This window comes from Halomonas cerina (genome assembly GCF_014192215.1).
Lineage (GTDB): Bacteria > Pseudomonadota > Gammaproteobacteria > Pseudomonadales > Halomonadaceae > Halomonas > Halomonas cerina.
The window spans coordinates 53,572-74,946 of the sequence record NZ_JACHXP010000002.1; the positions used below are offsets into that span (position 1 = coordinate 53,572).

Here is a 21,375-nt window from a genome sequence, read left to right on the forward strand (position 1 = left end):
GGCTCGCCCGACACGGCATCGAGGCGGAGGGAGTGTAGGGCGACTGCGAGTGACTTCATGCCATGTTAGGGTAGGGAAGCAGAGGACTATTGTGCAGACAGTGTCTGCACAATTGAGCTGGACACACCTCAAGACGCTGATGTTTATCGACGAACCGCTTAAGCCCTGGATTCATAGAATGAATCCAAGGCCCTGAATCCCCCAAGGGCTGCACGTGTTGCTTGAATCCAGGCTCACGATTTAAATATCATTAGTCCCAGAGGCTGTCGTATTTATCATAGTCGAATGACGGTAGGCTCGAGAGCTCTTCTCTTGAATAAGGGAGCTCATAGTGCATGGCACCCGGCTGCCAGACATCGGGGTGACCGTAGATGGGATACGCATAGGGACCCTCGCCGAACTCGGTGCCCGATGGCTCGACCACGATAGCTTGTAGCACCCCCTCCCGGGTCAAGAGCGCATCCGTAATATAGCCCACGCCCGTGTCCTTCCCTAGGCTGGCAAAATCATCGAGGATGTCGGTGATTTTCCAGATACGGGGCCCCGTCATGACATCGCTTTCCACTTGCGTGGTGTGCTGCAGACCGCCCTTGAAGATATAGGCATCATCGACATATTCATCGTCGAAAAGGTTGTAATCTTCGATGTTATCTTCGTGCACCGGCACTCGAACGCCTTCCTGACTCAGTTCAGCCTCTTCCCACGGGATGGAGACGTGCCGGTCACCACTGTCCCACATGCCTCCGACCTCGGCGATGAGGGTCACTACCTGATTCTCCTCATCGAGGATGGCATTCTTTATCGTGCCGATTGCGTCGCCTGCGCTGCCTATCGCCTTGGCATTCAACAACGACTCGGCCCGGATGCCGCCGTCCTGATAGAGTGCCTCGTAATCCCAGTCATTGATTTCTGCTTGAGCCTGAACCGAGAGCATGGCGAGGGAGACGACGCAGAACGGAAAGGCTAAGACAGCATTGCCATGCGGCTTCATGTGTAACTCCTTGTCATGTCTATTTTTTTCAAGGTAGTTGACGTCTATGAACAGCGTCAATCCGCGTTATTTGGGAATTCCCTGCATCATGAACATCATGCGCGTCACCGGCATGTCACGGCTATCCATAGGGCAGCGCATGGATAGGACGGCACGCGCCACGCTTTCTGCGAAGCGTTAACCCATAGGACTGACATGCCTGCTAGCATAAGGATCATAAAAACAGTTCAGGCAGGGGGTAAGCCGTCATGCAGGCACGGATCGAGGCGGAGGAGGCCTTCCGCCAGTTGGCCGAGGGCCTGGGACAGAGCGGTACCCCAGCTTTCTTCGAGACCCTCGTCCAGCAGCTGGCCGCCACGCTGGCGGTCGACCATGTGTTGATCGCCAGGGTCGGAGACGAGGGGCAGGCCCAGACCCTGGCCGTGTGGTCGAACGGTCGCCTCAGGGAGAACCTGCGCTACGCCCTGGCGGGGACGCCCTGCGAGACGGTGGTGGGGCAGGCGGCCTGTCACTACCCCCGTGACGTGCAGGCGCTCTTTCCTGACGACGCGCTCTTGAGCCAACTCGACGCCCAGAGCTATCTGGGGCTGCCGCTCTTCGCGGTGGACGGCTCGCCGATAGGCCTGCTGGCCGTGCTCAAGAACCGACCCATGACGATACCGCGGCTGGCCAACGAGGTCCTGGGAATCGCGGCGGCCCAGGCCGGTGCCGAGCTCGGCCGGCGGGAAGCGGAAGCGGCGCTGCAAGCCAGCGAGGCGCATGCGCGGGAAAGCGAGCGTCGCCTGAACACCCTGCTCAACCACCTGCCCGGCATGGCCTATCGCCGCCTGCACGACCCGACCTGGACCATGACACTCGTGAGTCGCGGCGCCAAGGCCTTGACCGGCCATGATGTCGCTGACCTGCTCGACAACCGGGTCATCAGCTACGGTGAACTCGTCCACCCCGCGGATCGGGCCCATGCTCTCGAGGAGGTGCAGGCGGCGATCGATAAGGGCGCTCCCTTTCGGGTGATCTACCGCCTGTTGCCTGCCGGCGGCGGTATCCGCTGGATGTGGGAGCAGGGCCAGGCGGTGCTCGATGAGAGGGGGCGCGTGGTCTGCCTGGAGGGGTTCATCAGCGACATCACCGAGCAGCATGAGGCCCAGCGCGTTCAGGAGGCGGTCATGCAGGTCGCCTCCACGGTCACCACCCGCCTCGGCGACGACTACTTCCACCAGCTGGTCGGCAACCTGGTGCAGATCCTCGAGGCGGATGCCGGCTTCATCGCCCTGCTCGAGGCCTCCCCGCCGGACCCCGAGACACCGGCATGCCATGGGACCGAGGCCATGAGCATGGTCAGTGCGGTCTGCGGGGAACAGCCGCTCGCGTCCTATGACTTTCCCGTGGCCGGCACGCCCTGCGAGCAGCTCCTCGAGGAGCATGAAGCCATGGTCCGCGACGGCGATATCGCGCTGCTGCCCGGCTCCTCCGACAGGGCCCGGGCCTGGATCGGTCGTCGCCTGGACAATGCCCGGGGCGAACCCATCGGCGCCATCATGGTGCTGTATCGCCGTGCCCTGGAGGCCAGCGCCTTCGCCACCTCGGTGCTGCGCATCCTCTCCACCGGCGCCGCGGCAGAGCTCGAGCGGCGTCGCGACCATCGTCGCATGCATCAGCTGGCCTTCACCGACGGCACGACCGGCCTGCCCAACCGGGTCCGTTTCATGGAGGAACTGTCGCGCCTGCGCCGTGAGGCGGAGCAGGCCCAGCACCCCCTGGCGCTGCTGATGCTCGACATCCGGCGCTTCAAGGAGGTCAACGACCTTCACGGCCACCAGGTCGGGGATCAGCTGCTGGCCCGGGTGGCCGACCGCCTGCGGCGATCCGTGACGCGAGACGAGATCCTGGCACGGCTCTCCGGGGACGAGTTCGCCGTGCTGGCCCCTCTCGTGGGCGGACACAGGCTGCAGGACTGCCTCGAGCGCCTGCGTGAGGCCTTCGGGCGCCCTTTCCGGCTCGGGCATCGCACCTTCCTGCTCGATGCCAGCATCGGGACGGCCCAGTACCCGCGGGATGCCTTGGTGGCCGGTGAACTCTTCAAGTTCGCCAGCATCGCGCTCTATCACGCCAAGCAGCAGGATAACGGCGTCTGTCCGTTCACCGAGTCGATGACCCGGACCCTGCAGCGCCGTCGACAGCTGACCGAGCGCCTCAACGCTGCCCTGCTTCACGGTCGTCTCGAGCTCCATTATCAGCCCCAGGTCGACCTTCGCCATGGTGAGCTGGTGGGGGCCGAGGCGCTGTGCCGGTGGTATGACGACGAGTGGGGCTGGGTCAGTCCAGGGGAGTTCATTCCCCTGGCGGAGGCGCGTGGTCTGATCCGTCCGCTGGGCGACTGGGTGCTTCGAGAAGCCGCGCGCCAGCTGGCCGTCTGGCGACAGGACGGGCTGATCCTGCCGGGTCGGCTGTCGATCAATGTCTCGGCACAGCAGTTCGCGGACCCGTGGCTGGCCCAGCATGTCGCCACGCTGATGCAGGGGGTGTCGGCCTCGACCATCGCCCTGGAGCTCACCGAAAGCGACTTCATGCGTGACCCCGAGCAGGCGGTCGGGATCACCCGAGCGCTGCGCGAGGCCGGCTATGCCCTGGCCATCGATGACTTCGGTACCGGCTACTCCTCGCTTGCCTACCTGAGGCGCTTCGCCGCCGATGCCCTCAAGATCGATATCTCCTTCGTACGGGAGATGCTCGACAGTCGCCATGACCAGGCCATCGTCCAGACCATCATCGCCATGGCCAGGGCGCTGGAAATGAAGACGGTGGCCGAAGGCGTCGAGACCCGGGAGCAAGCCGAGGTCCTGGCTCGCCTGGGTTGCGACCAGGCCCAGGGCTTCTATTTCGGGCGCCCCCTGCCGGCCGCTGCCTTCTGCGAGGCCTGGGGGAACGCCATGCAGGACACCGGGCCGGTCACGCCCTGACAGGATCTCCCATTCCGCCCGGTGGCAAGATCAGGTCCTGGGCGGCGGGTAGCCTGTCCGGCAGCGCTTCCAGCTCCGCAAGGCAGACAGGCCGCGAGAAGAAAAAACCCTGCAGCAGGTCGCAGTGGCGGCGCATCAACTCCTCCTGGAGCTCTCGGGTCTCGACGCCTTCCGCGACCACCACCAGGTTAAGATGGTGGGCCATGGTGATGATGCCCTGGACGATGGCGGCGTTGTCGCGGTTGGTGGTGAGGTCATGGATGAAGCTACGGTCGAGCTTGATCTTGTTGATGGGGAGCTGGCGCAGGTAGGCGAGGCTGGAGAACCCCGTGCCGAAGTCATCGATGGCCACCTGGACGCCGAGGGCGCGAAGCGCCGTGAGCCGCTCGATGGCCTGTCGGGTACCGGTCATCAGCATGCCCTCGGTGACTTCCAACTCGAGCCTGGCGGGGGGCAGACCGGTGTCCTCGAGCACCGCCTTGACATTATCGAGGAAGCCGGCACGCCGGAACTGTAGCGGCGAGATGTTCACCGCCACGGGCAGGGCACTACCGCCGGCCGCCTGCAAGGCGGCCATGTCCCGGCAGGCCCGACGCAGCACCCATTGCCCGATGGCGACGATCTGGCCGGTCTTCTCGGCCAGCGGAATGAACCGGCCGGGCGATACCAGGCCGTGGGTCGGATGATGCCAGCGGATCAGCGCCTCGATACTGCGCAGGCGTCCGGTCACGCTGTCGACGATGGGCTGGTAGTAGACCTCGAACTGGTCGCTGTGGATGGCTTCCTGCAGCTCGCGACGCAGCGCCACATGCTCTCCTACCTCGGGGATGTCGTCGCCGCCATGCCATTGCCAGGTGTTGCCTCCCTGCGCCTTGGCCTCCTGCATGGCCAGGTCGGCCTGCTGGATCAACTCCAAGGCACCGCCGGCATGCTCCCGGCTCGAGGCCAGGCCGATGCTGGCGCTAATGTGCAATACCTGCTCCCCGATCTCGAAAGAGACCGCCAGGCGCCTGAGCACCCGCTCGGCCACCCCGGTGGCATCACACGGCTCGTCGAGGTGATACAGGGCGATAGCAAACTCATCGCCGCCGAGCCGGACCAAGGCGTCATCGGCTCTCAGCAGGGCCTTGAGTCGCTTCGCGACGGCCACCAGCAGTTGGTCGCCCACCTGGTGGCCCAGACCGTCGTTGATCGGCTTGAAGCCGTCCAGGTCGATGTACAGTACCACCAGTTCTCGCGGCTGCCGCTGGCGCATCAGGTATGCATGCTCGAGGCGAGTCTCGAAATACTGGCGGTTGGGCAGGCCGGTGAGCAGGTCATGGGTCTCCTGGTACGACAGCCGGGCCTCGTACTCGCGGTGCTGGGTGATGTCCTGCTGGATACCGATCAGGTGGGTGCACCGGCCCGAGGCATCCAGCACCGGCCCGATGAACAGCTGGTTCCAGAAGGGCGTGCCGTCCTGGCGGTAGTTGCGCAGGATGACCTGCACGTCGGTCCGGTCGGCGAAGGCGGCGCGGATCGTCGCCAGTGCCTCCGGGTCGGTATCGGGCCCTTGCAGGAACCGGCAGTTGCGGCCCAGCGCCTCTTCCTTAGCATAGCCGGTCAGGGTACAGAAGGTCTCGTTGACATAGACGAGCGGCAGGTCGGCCTGCAGGGCATCGGCGATGATGATGCCGTTGGGGCTCGCCTCGATCGCCCGCTTGAGCAGGCGCAGCTGCTCTTCATGGGCCTTGCGTCGGGTGACATCCCGGCAGATGCCATAGACCCCGACCACCCGTTCATCGACGATGATGGGCAGGTTGGTGACCTCGAGCATGTAAGGCCGGCCCGAGGCATGGATCCCGCGTGTTTCATAATGCTGACCCTGGCCGGCGGCCGCGGCATCGAAGCTTGCCTGCGTGGTGGCGCGAGACTCTTCCTCGATGAACGCGTTGAAATGCCGACCGATGAGGGACGGCAGGGGATGGCCGGTGATGCGGGTCAGGGCCTCGTTGCCATTCACGAAGAGGCCCGCCAGGTCGAACTCGTAGACCGCGTCGGGATGATGGGTGAACAGCGAGCGAAAGCGCTCTTGGGTGGCGGCGAGCTGCCTCTCGCGGGCCTGGCCCAGCGCGATGAGAGCGAGGCTCAACGCCAGCAGGAAAGAGAGCGCCAGCACCGCCATGCCGACGCTGAGCGGAGGCAGCACCGATAGCGTCAGATGCGTCGGGGTGACATGAAGGATGAGCTCGAGGGTATGGCCGCCCGGCAGCGGGACCTGGCGTTGGCCAAGGGGGATCATCGCGCCGCGGCCCTCCCCATGCCGGTGGTCATCGTGGGCCAGTTCGTGGAGCCGTCGCGCCTCGTGCTCGATGTGGATGGCGTAGGCCGGGGGCAGAAGGGTGAGGGACCCCGCCAGCATCATCGAGAGGTCATGCACGGAGAGTAGCCACTGGCCGGAGGTGCCGGCCAGTGGCATCGAGAAGAGGGCCATGGCCGGTTGGGCGGCATCGGGAAAACGCCAGACGGCACGCCGGGTTGCCGGCGTGGCGTTGGTGGCCAGCTGGGCCTCGAGCCAGCGGCGCATCTGGGGGCGACGCAGGGCGGCCCAGGCGAGTCGCGGCTCATCGCCTTCCAGCAGGGCGATGCCCTGGAGGTCGGGGATATCACGCAGGTAGCTTTCCGCTTCCCGCTCGCGCATGACCGGAGCCGGCCACCCATCCTGAACGCTCCAGCGTTCGGCCATGCGCCACATCAGCTGCTGGTGGTCTTCCTGGGCCTGAACCATGCTGGCCTTCAGGGTGTCGAGCAGCTGCTCGCCATGTTGAAGGGTGGTGGTGTATCGCTGCCATCCCAGGGCATAGCCGATCAGGCAGGCGGCTACCACGCCCAGGATGGCCACCGATCTGGCATGCCTTCCCAAGGAGGGCATCACGGGAGGCCACCGACTCAGGCCGGCCATGACCAGGCCGAGCAGCAGGGCATAGACGCCGGTGATGATCGAGGAGAACGGCGCCCACCCCGGCCAGGCGGGAAGCTTCGCCTCCAGGGTGTAGGTCACCAGCGACTGCGCTCCGCACAGGAACAGCAGCAGCCCGGTGACCGGCCAGAGCAGACGGCCAGGGCCCCGCTGGCCGACCAGCAGGCACAGGCCTGTCAGGCCGACCAGCCAGGACGACGAGAAGGGCAGGGCCAGCCACTGGACCAGAATCGACGGCAGGGAAGCGGCCATAGGCGACACCAGGCCCGATGTCAGGCCGGCCAATGCGGCGCCGATCACCCCGGCACCCAGCCCGCGCCGCCAGGCAGGGGCCTCATACAGCGTGGCGAGCAGGCCCAGGCCGATCAGGATTCCCGACACGCTGGCGGGACGCAGGGACAGGGCGGCCGGCAAGGTATCCAGGGCGAATACCGTCAGCAGGCCGGCCCCGGCCATGGTCAGCATGCCACAGAGCAGCATCAGCACGGCCACCTTCAGGGCCAGGTGTCGATGAATGCGTTCCACGTCTGCGGCTCCTTTCCCTGGATCATGGCCTTCTGTGTCGGCCCCTTCGCCCTACCGGCACCCAGGCAGGTAGCCGCCAGTTCCTCATTATCCTGCGGTTTTTCGAGGCAAAGGAAAAGGACAGACGTGAGCAGTAGAACGAAAGGGGGATGAAGCCACGGGAGACGCAGCAAGGGCCTGGTCGCCGCTGCACGCAGGCCGCGATGGTGGCCGCCGCCGGCATGGTCGTCGGCGCGGCTCGCCAAACGACCGCCGTTGCTGGGCATGAAGATTATCTATGCTGCGCTAGGGATACACGCATCTTGCCGGAGGATACATGGCAACTATCGGATTCATCGCGGGGCTGGTTTTGCTGATCGGCGGGGCGGAGCTCCTCGTGCGGGGCGCCTCGCGCCTGGCGTCGCGGCTGGGCATCACGCCGTTGATCATCGGTTTGACGGTGGTCGCCTTCGGCACCAGTTCCCCGGAGCTGGCCGTGAGCCTCAAGGCGGCCCTGGACGATCAGGCGGGTATCGCCATCGGCAACGTGGTGGGCAGCAACATCTTCAACGTGCTGTTCATCCTCGGCCTCTCGGCGCTGATCACCCCGCTGGTGGTCGACCAGCAGCTGGTGCGCTTCGATATTCCCCTGATGGTGCTGTTGTCGGGGGGCGTGCTGATGTTGTCTCTGGATGGACAGCTGACTCGGTTGAATGGGCTGCTGCTGGTGGCGGGCCTGGCGGCCTATCTCGGTTTCCTGTTCTACCAGAATACGCGGCGCCAACCGCTGGAGGCCCGGTCGATGGAGGGCCGACCCCTGGTGGAAGAGAAAAAACCGGACGCGGCCCACGGCGGGGCCGCCTGGGCACTCGATCCGGTGCTGGTGATTGTAGGTCTTGGCTTGTTGGTGCTTGGCTCTCGCTGGTTCGTCGAGGGGGCCGTGGCCTTCGCCGGCTACCTGGGCGTCAGCGAGCAGGTCATCGGCCTGACCATCATCGCCGCCGGTACCTCCTTGCCCGAGGTGGTCACCTCGCTCCTTGCCGCGCTGCGTGGTGAGCGTGATATCGCTATCGGTAACGTGGTCGGCAGCAACGTGTTCAACATCCTGGGGGTGCTGGGGGTGACCAGCCTGGTGGCCCCCTCGGGGATCGCGGTCGGCTCCGCCATGCTCAGCTTCGATATCCCGGTGATGCTTGCGGTGGCGCTGGCCTGCCTGCCGATCTGTTTCACCGGCGGCGAGATCAGTCGCTGGGAAGGGGCCGTGCTGCTGGGCTACTACGGCGCCTACACCCTCTACCTGATCCTGGCCGTCACACAACACGACGCGCTGGCGGGTCTGAGCGGGACCATGCTCTATTTCGTGTTACCCATCACCTTACTGACGCTGATCGTGCTAAGCCTCCAGGAGCGCCGCCGCCGGTCGCGTTGAGCGGTAGAAGGGGACGATAGCACCGCAGGTGCCAGGGGACTGCTCGCGACCTCAGGGCGTCTGTCGCGTCTCGGATGCTGCCGGTGACGGACCATGGGGAAGCTCGGCGACCCAGGCGATCGCTTCCACCTTGTGGCGGGGGGAGAACACGCGGACCTCCATGGGCTTGAAGAGGTGGTTCTCGAGCTTGGCGATGGGGGTCATCCAGTGCTGCTCGGTCAGTATCGCAATCCGATGATAGTGGGAACGCTCGCCGATCTGGGTCAGGCCATAGCCGAGATCGCGCAGCAGGGCGGTGAAAGTCATCCAGCGCATGTCGTCGATCTCGACATACAGGCTGACGCGGGGATGAATCTTCTTGGCGTGCTCGATGGCATCGATGGCCCGCTGCAGGTCATCGGCGGTGACCCGGCCGCTGGCGCGCATCGCCACGACATGATCGGCATCCATGGGCAGCAGTTCCAGCATCGTCGTCTCCTCGGGGCATGAATCTTGCTCTTACTATCTTGCTCTTACTATATAGGCGCCACCCTCAGCATAGTCGTCAGGGGAGCATAGCCGCCCTAGTGGCGATCCCGCATGGCCGTTCGTGCCCGGACGCGGGAGCCTCTATCCTGCCAGGTAGGATGCCCAGTGCCGCCACCCTGTCTGCCGGAGATACGCCATGAAGCCCAGAATCAGCATGATCACCCTCGGGGTCACGGACCTGCCCCGCGCCATCAACTTCTACGAACAGGGGCTGGGCCTGCCCAGGATGGACTCCTCGCCGGAAGTGGCCTTCTTCACCCTGCACGGCAGCTGGCTGGGCCTCTTCGGCCGCGAGGCGCTGGCCCGGGATGCCGGCGTGCCGGCCGAGGGGAGCGGTTTCTCCGGCGTGACCCTGGCCCACAACGTGGCCAGCGAGGCCGAGGTCGAGGCGGTGCTGGCCCAGGCCATCGCCGCCGGGGCACGCCTGGTGAGGCCCGGCCAGCCAACGGCCTGGGGCGGCTATGCGGGATACTTCGCCGACCCGGACGGCCACCTCTGGGAGGTGGCCTGGAACCCCCATGTGTGGGTCGGCCCCGGGGAGGAATGACGCCGGTGCCAAGGCGTGGCTTACCCAGGGCTATCGTAGTTAGCGTTATCGCTCGGGGCTGATCCGTCGACAGGTCTACGAGGGGGCGCTGTGAACCCCTCCCTGGGCGCTACCGACGCCATCCATGGCGTAGGACCCCCTCTTCGACCTGTCCCCGGCGCCCCATACCAGCCCCAACTGCGATTGCCCTGGTGGCTGCCCCTCAGTGGTTGACGGGGCCATCGCCCATCTCGGCTTCCAGGCGACGGGCGACCGCGCCGGGGGAGCCGGTGCGCCGGGCCAGCAGGTCGTAGGCCACCGGCACCACGAACAGGGTGAACAGGGTGGCGGCGGCCACGCCACACAGGATCACCGTGCCGATCACCAGCCGGGTCTCGGCCCCGGCGCCGCTGGAGAGCACCAGCGGCACGGCGCCGGCCATGGTGGTCACCGCGGTCATCAGGATCGGGCGCAGGCGGGTCACCGCGGCGTCCACCAGGGCATCGTGGAAGGCCACCCCCTGGTCGCGCAGCTGATTGGCGAACTCCACGATCAGGATGCCGTTCTTGGCGGCCAGGCCCACCAGCATCACCAGCCCCACCTGGCTGTAGAGGTTGAGCGACTGGCCGGTCAGGTAGAGCCCCAGCAGGGCACCGCAGAGGGCCAGCGGTACGCTGAGCATGATCACGAAGGGGTGCACGAAGCTCTCGAACTGACCGGCCAGCACCAGAAACACTACCAGCACCCCCAGGGCCAGCAGGAAGGTGCTGGCGCCGCTGGCCTCCAGGTAGTCCCGCGAGGCGCCCTTGACGTCGGTCTGGGCCTCCGGCGGCAGCACCTCGTCCACCGCCTGCTCGAGGTAGTCGAGGGCCTCGCCCAGCGAGTAGCCGTCGGCGAGGTCGGCCTGGAGGGTGATCGCCCGCACCCGATTGAAGCGGTTCAGGGTGCTGGGGCCGGCGAAGTCGGTGAGGCTCACCAGGCTGGCCAGCGGGATCAGCTCGCCGCTGCGCGCCGAGCGCACATAGAGGCTCTCCAGCGAGCGGGGACTGGGCCGTGCCTCGGGCTCGCCCTCGAGGATGACGTCGTACTCCTGGCCGTCGTCCACGTAGCGGGTCACGGTACGCCCGCCGAGCAACGTCTCCAGGGTGCGGCCGATCTCGGTCACGGTCACCCCCAGGGCCGCGGCCCGCTCGTAGTCGATATCCACCCGTAGCTGGGGCTGGTTCTCCTCGTAGTCGCTATCCAGGCCAGTCAGGCGTGGGTTGTCTTCGCGGATATGCGCGAGCAGGGTGTCGCGCCACTCGGCCAGCCGCTCATAAGTGCCGCCGCCCAGCACGAACTGCACCGGCTTCTCGACGCGCTGGCCAAAGCCCTGGGGCATCACCGGGAAGGCGCGGATGCCGGGCAGGTCGGCCAGGCTTTCGCGGATCTCGTCCATGATCGCCCAGGCGTCGCGCCGCTCGCCCCAGTCGACCAGGTTGACGATCACGAAGCCGTTGTTGAAGTTCTCGATGTTGCCCCAGCCGCGCGGCGCCCGCACCAGGATGCGCTCGATCTCGCCACGCTCGACCATGGGCAGCAGGCGCGCCTCGATCTCGTCCATGTAGTCGAGCATGTACTCGTAGGTGGCGCCCGGGGGGCCGTTGACCAGCACGAAGAAGTTGCCGCGATCCTCCTGGGGGGTGTACTCCTGGGGCAGCTGGGCGTTGAGCCACACCATGCCGCCGAGCACACCCAGGAACAGCGCCAGCACCAGCAGGCGCAGCCTGAGCACCCGCTCGAGCAGGGCCCGATAGACCCGGCGCGAGTGGCCCAGCAGCCAGTGCACGGCGGCGGCGATACGCCCCTCGTGCATCTCGGTCTTGAGGATCTTGGAGGCCATCATCGGCGTCAGGGTCAGCGCCAGTAGGCTGGAGAGGATCACCGCCGCGGCCAGGGTCAGGGCGAACTCGGTGAACAGCCGGCCGATATCCCCCTGCAAGAAGCTCAACGGCACGAACACCGCCACCAGCACCAGGGTGGTGGCGATCACCGCGAAGGCGATCTGGCGGGTGCCGCGAAAGGCCGCCACCAAGGGCGTCTCGCCGTGCTCCTGCATGCGCCGGTGGATGTTCTCCAGCACCACGATGGCGTCGTCGACGATCAGCCCGATGGCCAGCACCAGGGCCAGCAGGGTCAGCAGGTTGATGGTGAAGCCCAGCGCGGCCAGGGCGGCGAAGGTGCCGATCAGCGAGATGGGCACGGTCACCGCCGGGATCAGCGTGGTACGCACATTGCCTAGGAACAAAAAGATCGCCACCACCACCAGGCCCATGGCGATGAACAGCGTCTGCACCACCTGGGAGATGGCCCCCGAGACGAACACGGCGGTGTCGAAGTTCAGCGTCAGCGCCATGCCCTCGGGCAGGGTGCCCTCCAGGCGCGCCATCTCGGCCCGCACACCCTCCGAGATCGCCAGCACGTTGGCGGTGGACTGCTTCATCATTCCCAGGCCCACCATGGGCACGCCGTTGCCGCGGAAGATGGTGCGCTCCTCCACGGCGCCGATCTCCACCCGGGCCACGTCGGCGAGGCGCACCAGATAGCCGTCCCGGCCCTCGTCGAGCACCAGGGAGCGGAAGTCCGCCGGCGTGGCGAAGTTGCGCGGCAGTCGGACCACGAACTGGCGGGCCTCGGAGACGAGGGCACCCCCCGGCAGCTCGACGTTCTCCTCGCGCAGGGTGTCTTCCACGTCGCCCACGGTGAGGCCGCGGGCCGCCAGGGCGTCGGCATCCAGCCACACCCGCATGGCGTATTCGCGCCCGCCGCCGACCCGCACCTGGGCCACGCCGGGCAGCACCGAGAAGCGGTCGGCCAGGTAGCGGTCGGCGTAGTCGGTGAGCTCGGAGACGTCATAGCCCTGGCCGGTGAGCGACAGCCACAGCACCACCTCGGAGCCGGAGTCGGCCTTCTGTACCTCCGGTGGGTCGGCCTCGTCGGGCAGGTTGTCCAGCGAGCCGGAGATGCGGTCGCGGATGTCATTGGCGGCGGCATCGATGTCCTTGTCCAGGCCGAACTCGACGTTGATGCTGGAGCGGCCGTCCTCGCTGGAGGAGGAGATCACCTCGATGCCGGCGACCCCGGAAATGCGGTCCTCCAGCACCTGGGTGATGCGACTCTCCACCACGCTGGCCGAGGCGCCCGGGTAGCGGGTATCGATGGACACCACCGGCGGGTCGATGGCGGGGTACTCCTGCAGCGGCAGGCGTTCGAGCGCCAGCAGGCCGAAGGCGACGATCAAGGCGGCCAGCACCGTGGCCAGCACCGGGCGCTGGACGGAGATATCGGAAAGACGCATCAGCCGCTGGCCTCCGCGTCGTCACGCCCGCGGCGCAGCAGCTCGGCGATGCTGGTGTCATCATCCAGGATGCCCAGCAGCCGGGCCGACTGGCCGTCGCGGACCCGCTCGGTGCCGTGGGCCACCACCAGCTCGCCCGCGCTCAGCCCATCGAGCACCTCCACCTCGCCCTCGCGGCGCTCGCCGATGCGCACCTCGCGCCGCGTGACGCGGTAGTCGTCGGCCTCGTCGAGCACCAGCACGTACTGGCGCTGGCCCACGGCGACCAGCGCCGCCTCCGGGATCACCAGCGCCTCGCGGGGCGTGGCCTCAAGGGTCACGCGCATCAGCATGCCGGGGCGCAGGCGCTCCCCGGGGTTGTCGAGCTCGGCACGAACCGTCAGGCTGCGGGTGACCGGGTCGATCCGCGAGCCGAGGCTTGTGACCTCGCCCTCGAACACCTCGCCGGGGAAGGCCGCGCTGGTGGCGGTCAGCGAAAGGCCCCGGGCCAGCTTCCCCAGCGCCACCTCGGGCACGCCGAAGTCGAGCTTCATGGTATCCAGCTTGTCCAGGGTGACAAGCTCGGTGCCCGGGGTGACCAGCGCCCCCTCGCTGATCTGGCGCAGGCCCACCCGGCCCGCGAAGGGCGCCTTTATCCGGTAGCTGGCCAGCCGCGCCTCCAGGGCCTGGATCTCGGCCTCGACCTGACGCAACTGGGCGCGGCTGTCCTCTACCTCGGCCCGTGGCGCCAGGTTGCGTGATTGTAGCTGGGCCAGACGGTTGACCGCATTGCGGCGCTCGTCGCGCAACGCCTGGGCGGCCCGCAGATCCGCCCGGGCCTCGTCATCGGCCAGGCCCACCAGCAGCTGGCCTTTCTCCACGCTGTCGCCATCCTCGAAGTTCAGCTCGCGCACCACCTCGGTGACGGTGGCCGAGAGCGTCACGCTCTCGTCGGCGCGCAGCGTGCCCAGCGCCTCGAGGGGATCGGACCAGGGCTCCAGGCTTGCCCGAGCGCCGATCACCGCGGTGGCCGGCTGGGCGAAGGCCGACGGGGCCGCGCCCGAAAACACCAAAACCAGCAGGACAAGGCCCGGCAGCGTGATCCGCCAGCGCGCCGACATCGTAAGGCATGCTGGGGAAGGACTGGCAAGGTCGAGGACAGAGGCGGGTATCGAGTTCATGGCACGGCTCTTGGTCGTGGGCTCCCGGCAGGGGAGGGCATGACGGGGTTGGTCGTTTTCCAGCCTACCGCCTCACCCTGGGTAACAATGCGACAACAATCGACAATTTTCTGGACAGCTTTCTATAAGTATACAGATCTTATGCAGAAAAATAGGTTTACGTGGAAAATCCCCGCTATATTGCGCGAAAAATTGTACAAAACCTAGTTGTGTTCCGCCTGCCCTCGAGGTTGACTCCCTTCCCAGCCCTCCTTGCCACACCCCCTGCAAGATTCTCCTAGTGCATTGCAACAGAATCCAAGCGTAACTGCTTTGTAACTGCGAAGCTCAGTCACGTGAGCAGTCGGAAAGGCCGACGCTCCAGAAGGAAGCCACCCAGGTGGCAGGTCGCAATCCGAGGAGAACTGTCATGAACAAGCTGATGCAAGGAATCGAGCGTTTCTGGAAGGAAGAGGAAGGCACCGAGACGGTGGAGTGGGCCTTGGTTGCCGGTCTGATTGTGGCAGGTGCTGCCGCAGTCTTTACACTTATAGGTACTAACGTTGAAAGGGTTATGACTCTCATTAATGGTGAGCTGGATACTGTTCAATAACAAAAAGTGAAGAAGAGCGCCGATAGGAATATCGGCGCTTCCTTCTCCCTGAAAGTTAATCGAGCATGAAGGCAAATCAAATCTATGCGTCCTGAATATTTACTGCTTTCTGGATTTGTACAACTGCTGATCTGGAGTGCGGCGTCCTGGGATCTTCATCAGCGCCGCATCCCCAATCTTCTTGTTATGGCCGGGGCCGCGACGGGAATCCTGCTGCAAGGAGTGCTGGCAGGCCCGAGCGGTGTCCTGGCCGCCCTTTACGGCCTGGCAGCGGGGCTGGCGGTGCTGCTGCCGGGCTACTTGATGGGCTTTACCGGGGCCGGTGATGCCAAGCTGATGGCGGCGATCGGTACCTTTTTAGGCCCACAGAACGTATTGATAGCCGCGTTGGCCAGCATCCTGGTGGGTGGTGTCATTGCCCTGGGCTTTGTCGCCAGTGCGCTGTTTCAACCCAGTGCTGTTTCGCCCTGGAGTCGCTACTCCTTGATGTTTCGGACCCTGGTCACCACCGGAAAGCCGCTCTATCTGGCCCCAAAAGAGGGCGAGGTGATGGGCCGCAAGTTTCCCTTCGCCGTATCGATTGCCATCGGGACCACGGGGTTATTAGTCTGGCAGTGGGTGGGGTGAGGGAAGAGATAAGAGGGAAGAAGGAAGGACCGAGGAGCAAGGGCCAGGGAGCAAGGGGAAAGGGCCAAGGAGCAAGGGCCGAGGAGTAAGGAAGCAAAGGAGTAGGGCCCAAGGAGAAGGGGCCAACGAGCAAGGAAGCAGGGAGCAGGAAAGCAGGGAGGCCAAGGGAGTGATAACGCATCAAGGATGATGCATCAGGCGAAAGGCAAAGGCACTCAGGGGTAAGGCACCCGCCAGGCGGGCCGGAGGGGGAGGAGTCATCTTATGACATTCGAGGGAAGACAGCAGGGCGCGGCCCTGGCACGGGGGGACGAGGCAGACGCGGCCGGCGACGAGTACGCCGCCCGGGCGCCGCGTCCCGGCCAGCTGGCCGACACCGGGCTGAGCGCCCCTTACCTGGCCGACCTGGTGGCCAAGCACCTCCACCAGAACGGGGTGCTGGCGCTGACCGAGCTCTCTCGGCGCTGTGCCCTGGCCGGCGGAATCATGGAGGAGGTGCTCGCCCTGCTGCGTGACGAGGCGCGTATCGAGGTACGTGGCGGCGGCGAGCGCGGCAACCTGTGCTTCGGGCTCACCGATCGCGGTCGCGCCTCGGCCCTGGAGGCCCTGGCTCGGGACGGCTATATCGGGCCCGCACCGGTGACGCTGGACAACTACACCCGCCAGGCCGAACTCCAGGGGCTGAGCCGCACAGGCGTCGACCGCGACAGCGTGCATGCGATCTTCGCCGATACGGTGATCGCCCCGGAGGTGCTCGATCGCCTGGGCCCAGCGCTGCACTCGGGCCGGGCCACCTTCATCTACGGGGCCGCCGGCACCGGCAAGAGCTTTATCGCCCGGCGTCTGGCGCGGCTGCTGCGGGGCCAGGTGCTGGTGCCTCACGCCATCCTGGTGGCGGGCAAGGCGGTCAAGGTCTTCGATGCCGGGGTGCATCGGCCCGTGGCAGACCCGGCTTCCGGTCCGGAGCGTGGGGTGCTGCTGGCCCAGGGTCATGATCCGCGCTATGTGCGCTGCGAACGGCCGCTGGTCAGCGTGGGTGGCGAGCTGACCGCCGAGATGCTCGAGGTGCAGTACGACGACGCCACCCGGGTCCACCAGGCGCCGCTGCAGCTGCGCGCCAACAACGGCCTGCTGGTAATCGATGACCTGGGGCGCCAGCGCATCGAGCCCATGGCGCTGTTCAATCGCTGGATCGTGCCGCTGGAGGAGCGTCACGACTACCTGGGCCTGCGCGACGGCCAGCCGTTCCGCGTGCCCTTCGATGTCTCGCTGGTGTTCTCCACCAATCTTCATCCGCTGGACCTGGCCGATCCCGCCTTCATGCGTCGCATCGGCTACAAGATCCGCTTCGATGCGCTGAGCCGCGAGGACTACCTGGCCATCTGGGCACAGGAGTGTCGCAGCCGGGGCCTCGAGGCATCGCCGGCACAGGCGGCCTACGTGATCGACGAGCTGCACGCTCGCTTCGCGGTGCCGCTGCTGCCCTGCCACCCGCGCGACCTGCTCGGCCTGGCCCTGGACTACCTGGCCTACCGGGGCGAGGTGCAACTGACCGTCGAGGCCCTGCGCTGGGCCTGGCAGAACTACTTCATGGAACTCGGCGATACCGAGGGGGAGGCAACATGAACAAGAAGGGCATCGTATCCATGCTGGGGGTCTCGCTGACCATGGCGGTGGGCGCCGCCATGCTGGCGAGCAACTGGGTCGAGACAAAGAGCGGCGAGAGCGACGGCGACGCCGCTTCGGTGGTGGTGGCGGCGCTGAAGATCCCCTTCGGCGAGACCGTCCAGGCCTCCGACCTGCGCCTGGTGGACATGCCGCGGGAGGTCATTCCCGAGGGCAGCTTCACCGACATCGAGGGGTTGGTGGGCAAGGTCATCAACCAGGACATCTACCCCGGCGAGGTAGTACTCACGCATCGCCTCGCCGACCACATGGGAGGCAGCGCCCTGGCGGCGGTGCTCGAGAAGGGCAAGCGGGCGATGAGCGTACGCGTCGACGATGTGGTGGGGGTGGCGGGCTTCCTGCTGCCCGGCAACCGGGTCGACGTGGTCTCCGCCCAGCGCGGTGAGGGCAATCGCCGCCAGGTGACGTCGGAGACCATCCTGCACAACATCAAGGTGCTGGCGGTGGACCAGATCGCCTCCCAGGAGCGTGACGGGCCGGTGATCGTGCGGGCCGTGACCCTGGAAGTCGACCCACGCCAGGCCGAGACGCTGGTCGAGGCCACCCAGGAAGGCAAGGTGCAGCTGACCCTGCGTAACCCCCTGGACAAGGACGACGAGGCCGACGACTTCCTGGCCGCGCAGATTCCCCAGATCACCCGGCCCGAGCCGCGTGAGGAGAAGGCCGAGCCCCGGCCGGTGAAGTTCCGGCCGGCACCGGTGCAACGCAGCGTCCAGGTGATCCGCGGGACCCAGTCCAGCTCGGTCCTGGTGCGTGACTGAGATAGGCAATCAAAAATCCAACGGCGATTCGGGAGCAAGGCAATGGACAAGGTCAGGCAAGGGGCAGTGACCAGGCGGTTGGCGGCGGCGGCCCTGCTGCTGGCGGCGGCACTCTGGACGAACATGGCCGAGGCCCAGCAGGCCGGGCGCACGGTGGCAATGCCCTGGTCGGGAGGCAGCATGGCGGTGAACGTGGCACGCAACAAGTCGCAGGTGCTGGAGTTCCCGCGTCCGGTGAAGGTCGTCTCGGTGGGCAACCCCGAGGTGGCCGATATCGTGGTGATGGGCTCGCGGCAGATCTACGTGCTGGGCAAGGCCCTGGGGTCGACCAACGTGGTGCTCTGGGACCGAGGCGAACGGGTCCAGGGCATGCTCGACGTGACCGTCACCCACGACCTGCAGGGGCTGAAGACCAGCCTGCATGACCTGCTGCCCGGCGAGAGCATCCAGGTGCGTTCCGCCGAGGAGGGCCTGGTGCTCAGCGGCGAGGTCTCCAGCGCCGAGCGCCTGGATACCGCCCTGCGCCTGGCCAACCGCTACGCCGCCGCCCAGGGCGGCGAGGACGGGGTGCTCAACCTGATGCAGGTGGGCGGCGCCCAGCAGGTGATGCTCGACGTCAAGGTGGCCGAGGTCTCCCGCTCGCTGATCAAGCGCCTGGAAGCCAACTTCAATGTCTTCAATGTGGGCTCCAACGCCCTGAGCCTGGGGGCGACCAAGGGTGGCGCCCGCTTCCCCGATGCCGTATTCGACGGGATCGCCGACGGTAGCCGGATACCGGTCCTGGGCGGTGGGTCGGTGATCGGCCCGGCGGTCGACGAGTTCGCCCCGGCCACGGCGACCATCGAGGATGCCGGCATCTTCGCCAGCTACCTGCGTAGCGACTACCTGCTTAACCTGGTGCTGGATGCGGCCAGCAGCGAAGGCGTGGCCAAGATCCTCGCCGAGCCCAACCTGACCACCCTCACCGGTGAGCAGGCCCAGTTCCTGGCCGGTGGCGAGTTCCCCATCCCGGTGCCCCAGGGCGACGGCCAGGTGGCCATCGAGCACAAGGAGTTCGGGGTCGGCCTGCGCTTTTTGCCCTATGTGCTCGACTCCGGCAGCGTCAACCTCAAGGTCGATGTCTCGGTCTCCGAGCTGGTATCGGCCAATAGCCTCAGCGTGGGGGTCGGCAGCGGGGTGGCGGCGCAGTTCTTCGTGCCGGCGCTGACCAAGCGCAGCGCCAGCTCCACGGTGGAGCTGAACAACGGCCAGACCATCGCCATCGCCGGGATGCTCAACGAGAGCCTGCGCGAGAACGTCAGCAAGTTCCCGGGGCTAGGCGACCTGCCGGTGCTGGGTACGCTGTTCCGCAGCCAGGAGTTCATCAAGGAGCAGACCGAGCTGGTGATCTTCGTCACCCCGCGCCTGGCGCGGCCGGTCGACCCCGCGCAGGTGCGCCTGCCCACCGGCTCCTTCGTGGCCCCCACCGACGTGGAGTTCTACCTGCTGGGCCGTTACCAGGGCCGCGACGGCGAAGGCCGCTCCCTGCCCCGTCGTGCCGCCTCCCTCGAACCGGACCTGGTATCGGGCCGCGGCGCGGGTGGCACCGAGGGACAGTTCGGCCATGACCTCTAAGACCATGACATCTGCAAACTTCAGCCTGGGAGATTCCACCATGCCTCGTACAACCTTTCTGCCCGGTCATGGCACCCCGCCTGCGGCGACATCCACGCGTCGGCTGGTGCGTGGCCTGACCCTGGCCCTAGGCGCCGCCTTCCTGGTCGGCTGCGCCGCCAATCCGGGGCAGGGGCTGCCCCCCTATGGCGACAGCGTGCGGCACATGAAGCAGGCCCAGACCTACCAGCCGGGCGACGAGGTGCCGGCCCTCAGTGGCGACAAGGCGGCGCGGGCCCTGGAGGCCTATCGCCGGCCCACCCAGCCGGGCCAAGGCATGGACCCGGGCACGACCATGATCCTGCCCTGAACCGGAAACGCCGGAAAGGGGCGAGGCAGGTGTCGGGCGGGACGATCGTGAATCGAGGACCGGGACAAGAGCTGGGCCCGGTCGCAACAGGTGGATGAAACGCTATGCGCTATCGAATGGAACTACTGCTGGCGGGGCGAGCGCGGGACGAGCTGGGCTGTCTCGAGGGCCTGTTGAGCACCCAGGGAGATATCCACGTCACGACCCGGCTGCTCGTCAACGGGGACAGCGATCCGCTTCAGGGTATCTCCGTGCTGCCCGATGCCCTGGTGCTGCTGGTCAGCGACAACTGGGCGGCGGAGCTGGCGGCCTTCGCTGAGCGTCCCGCCGCCGAGCGCCCGCCGCTGCTGGTGGTGGGGCCCAAGGGGAACGTCGAGTTGATCCGCGAGGCGATGCGGGCCGGGGCCCGTGATTTCTTCTCGCCACCCATCGACGACGGCGAGATCAGCCAGTTCATCCGCCAGCTGGCTCGCGACCGCCTGGTCAGCGATACCCGCCACACCGCGCGCCTGATGGCGGTGATCAACGCCAAGGGAGGCTCTGGGGCCAGCATGATCGCCGCCAATCTGGCTCATCGGCTGGTGGTCGAGGGGCGCCGTACCGCCCTGGTCGACATGGACGTGCAGTTCGGCTCCCTGCCGCTGTACTTCAACATGGCGCCCGGCAATGGGCTGGTAGGCGCCCTGGAAGCGGCGGACAGCCTGGATGTCCTGGCCCTGGAAGGCTATGTGCAGGGCCATGCCAGCGGGCTGGATGTGCTGGCATCGAGCCCCGAGTACGCCCTGCCGCTCAGCGAGGTCTCCGAGACCCGGGTGGAGCAGCTGCTGCAGGTGCTGGGCCAGGCCTATGACGACGTGGTCGTCGACCTGCCGCGCTGGATCGGCGGCTCCACCGCCGCGGTGCTGGAGCGCTCCGACCGCATCCTGATGGTGATGCAGCAGAGCGTGGCCCACCTGCGCGACGCCCAGCGCCTGCTGGGCATCCTGCGTCACGAGCTGACACTCGCCACCGCCATCACCGTGGTGGTCAATCGCCATGACAGGCGCGGCGCCGTGAGCCTGGCGGATATCCGTGAGGCCCTGCCGGGCGTGGACGTGGTGCCCCTGGCCAATGACTTCAAGCGTGTCAACCAGAGCATCAACGTGGGCAGCCCGTTGCGCGATGTGGCCCGCAAGGCGCCGGTGACCCGGGCGCTCAAGGCGCTGGCGCTGTCGTTCGACGAGGCCGACGCATCGCCCTCGCGGCCCCCGTCGCGGCACCGGAAAGGCCTGCTGGGCTGGACCCGACTGGGACGGGCATGAGGCAAGACAAGACGGAACAAGACTGGGTAAGACGGGACAAGACTGGAGAGT

Annotated in this window: 15 protein-coding genes; 10 read left to right on the forward strand and 5 right to left on the reverse strand. The window is 66.6% G+C overall.

The genetic code is table 11. The features are described 5' to 3' along the window. Window positions 1–250: 250 nt before the first annotated feature. A complete protein-coding gene (locus FHR94_RS02270) occupies window positions 251–991 on the reverse strand; it encodes a PRC-barrel domain-containing protein (protein ID WP_246389790.1) in 741 nt (246 codons plus the stop codon). Between the two features lie 248 nt (window positions 992–1,239). On the opposite strand from FHR94_RS02270, the gene FHR94_RS02275 reads away from it, so the two are divergent. Then, window positions 1,240–3,951, forward strand: coding sequence for an EAL domain-containing protein (locus FHR94_RS02275; RefSeq protein ID WP_183324001.1), 2,712 nt, complete (start codon window positions 1,240–1,242; stop codon window positions 3,949–3,951). Here FHR94_RS02275 and FHR94_RS19945 read toward each other — a convergent pair. After that, complete coding sequence (locus FHR94_RS19945; RefSeq protein WP_343064623.1) at window positions 3,941–7,435, reverse strand: EAL domain-containing protein; 3,495 nt, start codon at window positions 7,433–7,435, stop codon at window positions 3,941–3,943. The genes FHR94_RS02275 and FHR94_RS19945 overlap by 11 nt on opposite strands. Before the next feature lie 316 nt (window positions 7,436–7,751). Between FHR94_RS19945 and FHR94_RS02285 the strand changes: the two genes are divergently transcribed. Next, window positions 7,752–8,843: a calcium/sodium antiporter gene (locus FHR94_RS02285; RefSeq protein ID WP_183324002.1), complete on the forward strand. Its 1,092-nt coding sequence runs from the start codon at window positions 7,752–7,754 to the stop codon at window positions 8,841–8,843. Window positions 8,844–8,894: 51 nt separating this feature from the next. Here the strand turns inward: FHR94_RS02285 and FHR94_RS02290 are convergent, their stop codons facing one another. Beyond that, window positions 8,895–9,311, reverse strand: a complete 417-nt coding sequence (locus tag FHR94_RS02290) for a SpoIIAA family protein (protein WP_183324003.1) — start codon at window positions 9,309–9,311, stop codon at window positions 8,895–8,897. Between the two features lie 196 nt (window positions 9,312–9,507). Here FHR94_RS02290 and FHR94_RS02295 point away from each other — a divergent pair, with 196 nt between their 5' ends. After that, window positions 9,508–9,918, forward strand: coding sequence for a VOC family protein (locus FHR94_RS02295; protein ID WP_183324004.1), 411 nt, complete (start codon window positions 9,508–9,510; stop codon window positions 9,916–9,918). A gap of 202 nt (window positions 9,919–10,120) precedes the next feature. Here FHR94_RS02295 and FHR94_RS02300 read toward each other — a convergent pair whose 3' ends face one another. Together FHR94_RS02300 and FHR94_RS02305 are read right to left on the reverse strand one after the other, a co-directional pair. Beyond that, window positions 10,121–13,234, reverse strand: a complete 3,114-nt coding sequence (locus tag FHR94_RS02300) for an efflux RND transporter permease subunit (protein ID WP_183324005.1) — start codon at window positions 13,232–13,234, stop codon at window positions 10,121–10,123. Then, complete coding sequence (locus tag FHR94_RS02305; RefSeq protein ID WP_183324203.1) at window positions 13,234–14,334, reverse strand: efflux RND transporter periplasmic adaptor subunit; 1,101 nt, start codon at window positions 14,332–14,334, stop codon at window positions 13,234–13,236. Before FHR94_RS02305 ends, FHR94_RS02300 begins: the two co-directional genes overlap by 1 nt. Window positions 14,335–14,803: 469 nt before the next feature. Between FHR94_RS02305 and FHR94_RS02310 the strand changes: the two genes are divergently transcribed. From FHR94_RS02310 to FHR94_RS02340, 7 genes are all read left to right on the forward strand, one after another. Further along, window positions 14,804–14,986 (forward strand): Flp family type IVb pilin, encoded by a 183-nt coding sequence (locus tag FHR94_RS02310; RefSeq protein WP_183324006.1) that lies wholly within the window; start codon window positions 14,804–14,806, stop codon window positions 14,984–14,986. 84 nt (window positions 14,987–15,070) lie between these two features. After that, the gene (locus FHR94_RS02315; protein ID WP_183324007.1) at window positions 15,071–15,613 is read left to right on the forward strand and encodes an A24 family peptidase; all 543 of its coding nucleotides are present in this window, start codon (window positions 15,071–15,073) and stop codon (window positions 15,611–15,613) included. 264 nt (window positions 15,614–15,877) lie between these two features. Then, entirely contained in the window at window positions 15,878–17,239 is a 1,362-nt protein-coding gene (locus FHR94_RS02320) for a P-loop NTPase family protein (protein WP_221188334.1), read from the forward strand. After that, window positions 17,236–18,060, forward strand: coding sequence for a Flp pilus assembly protein CpaB (gene cpaB, locus FHR94_RS02325; RefSeq protein ID WP_183324008.1), 825 nt, complete (start codon window positions 17,236–17,238; stop codon window positions 18,058–18,060). Before FHR94_RS02320 ends, cpaB begins: the two co-directional genes overlap by 4 nt. A 42-nt stretch (window positions 18,061–18,102) precedes the next feature. Further along, window positions 18,103–19,674, forward strand: coding sequence for a type II and III secretion system protein family protein (locus tag FHR94_RS02330; protein WP_183324009.1), 1,572 nt, complete (start codon window positions 18,103–18,105; stop codon window positions 19,672–19,674). A gap of 40 nt (window positions 19,675–19,714) precedes the next feature. Then, window positions 19,715–20,023 (forward strand): hypothetical protein, encoded by a 309-nt coding sequence (locus FHR94_RS02335; RefSeq protein WP_183324010.1) that lies wholly within the window; start codon window positions 19,715–19,717, stop codon window positions 20,021–20,023. Window positions 20,024–20,127: 104 nt separating this feature from the next. Next, a complete protein-coding gene (locus FHR94_RS02340; protein ID WP_183324011.1) occupies window positions 20,128–21,324 on the forward strand; it encodes a CpaE/TadZ family protein in 1,197 nt (398 codons plus the stop codon). The last annotated feature ends 51 nt before the right edge of the window (window positions 21,325–21,375 follow it).

What these genes read in the sequence shown, in the direction of transcription:
- FHR94_RS02310 (WP_183324006.1), top strand. Translation starts at nt 14,804, where the DNA reads ATGAACAAGCTGATGCAAGGAATCGAGCGTTTCTGGAAGGAAGAGGAA.
- FHR94_RS02300 (WP_183324005.1), bottom strand. Translation starts at nt 13,234, where the DNA reads ATGCGTCTTTCCGATATCTCCGTCCAGCGCCCGGTGCTGGCCACGGTG.
- FHR94_RS02270 (WP_246389790.1), bottom strand. Translation starts at nt 991, where the DNA reads ATGAAGCCGCATGGCAATGCTGTCTTAGCCTTTCCGTTCTGCGTCGTC.
- FHR94_RS02275 (WP_183324001.1), top strand. Translation starts at nt 1,240, where the DNA reads ATGCAGGCACGGATCGAGGCGGAGGAGGCCTTCCGCCAGTTGGCCGAG.
- FHR94_RS02290 (WP_183324003.1), bottom strand. Translation starts at nt 9,311, where the DNA reads ATGCTGGAACTGCTGCCCATGGATGCCGATCATGTCGTGGCGATGCGC.
- FHR94_RS02295 (WP_183324004.1), top strand. Translation starts at nt 9,508, where the DNA reads ATGAAGCCCAGAATCAGCATGATCACCCTCGGGGTCACGGACCTGCCC.
- FHR94_RS02285 (WP_183324002.1), top strand. Translation starts at nt 7,752, where the DNA reads ATGGCAACTATCGGATTCATCGCGGGGCTGGTTTTGCTGATCGGCGGG.
- FHR94_RS02340 (WP_183324011.1), top strand. Translation starts at nt 20,128, where the DNA reads ATGCGCTATCGAATGGAACTACTGCTGGCGGGGCGAGCGCGGGACGAG.
- FHR94_RS02305 (WP_183324203.1), bottom strand. Translation starts at nt 14,334, where the DNA reads ATGTCGGCGCGCTGGCGGATCACGCTGCCGGGCCTTGTCCTGCTGGTT.
- cpaB (WP_183324008.1), top strand. Translation starts at nt 17,236, where the DNA reads ATGAACAAGAAGGGCATCGTATCCATGCTGGGGGTCTCGCTGACCATG.
- FHR94_RS02335 (WP_183324010.1), top strand. Translation starts at nt 19,715, where the DNA reads ATGCCTCGTACAACCTTTCTGCCCGGTCATGGCACCCCGCCTGCGGCG.
- FHR94_RS02315 (WP_183324007.1), top strand. Translation starts at nt 15,071, where the DNA reads ATGCGTCCTGAATATTTACTGCTTTCTGGATTTGTACAACTGCTGATC.
- FHR94_RS02330 (WP_183324009.1), top strand. Translation starts at nt 18,103, where the DNA reads ATGGACAAGGTCAGGCAAGGGGCAGTGACCAGGCGGTTGGCGGCGGCG.
- FHR94_RS02320 (WP_221188334.1), top strand. Translation starts at nt 15,878, where the DNA reads ATGACATTCGAGGGAAGACAGCAGGGCGCGGCCCTGGCACGGGGGGAC.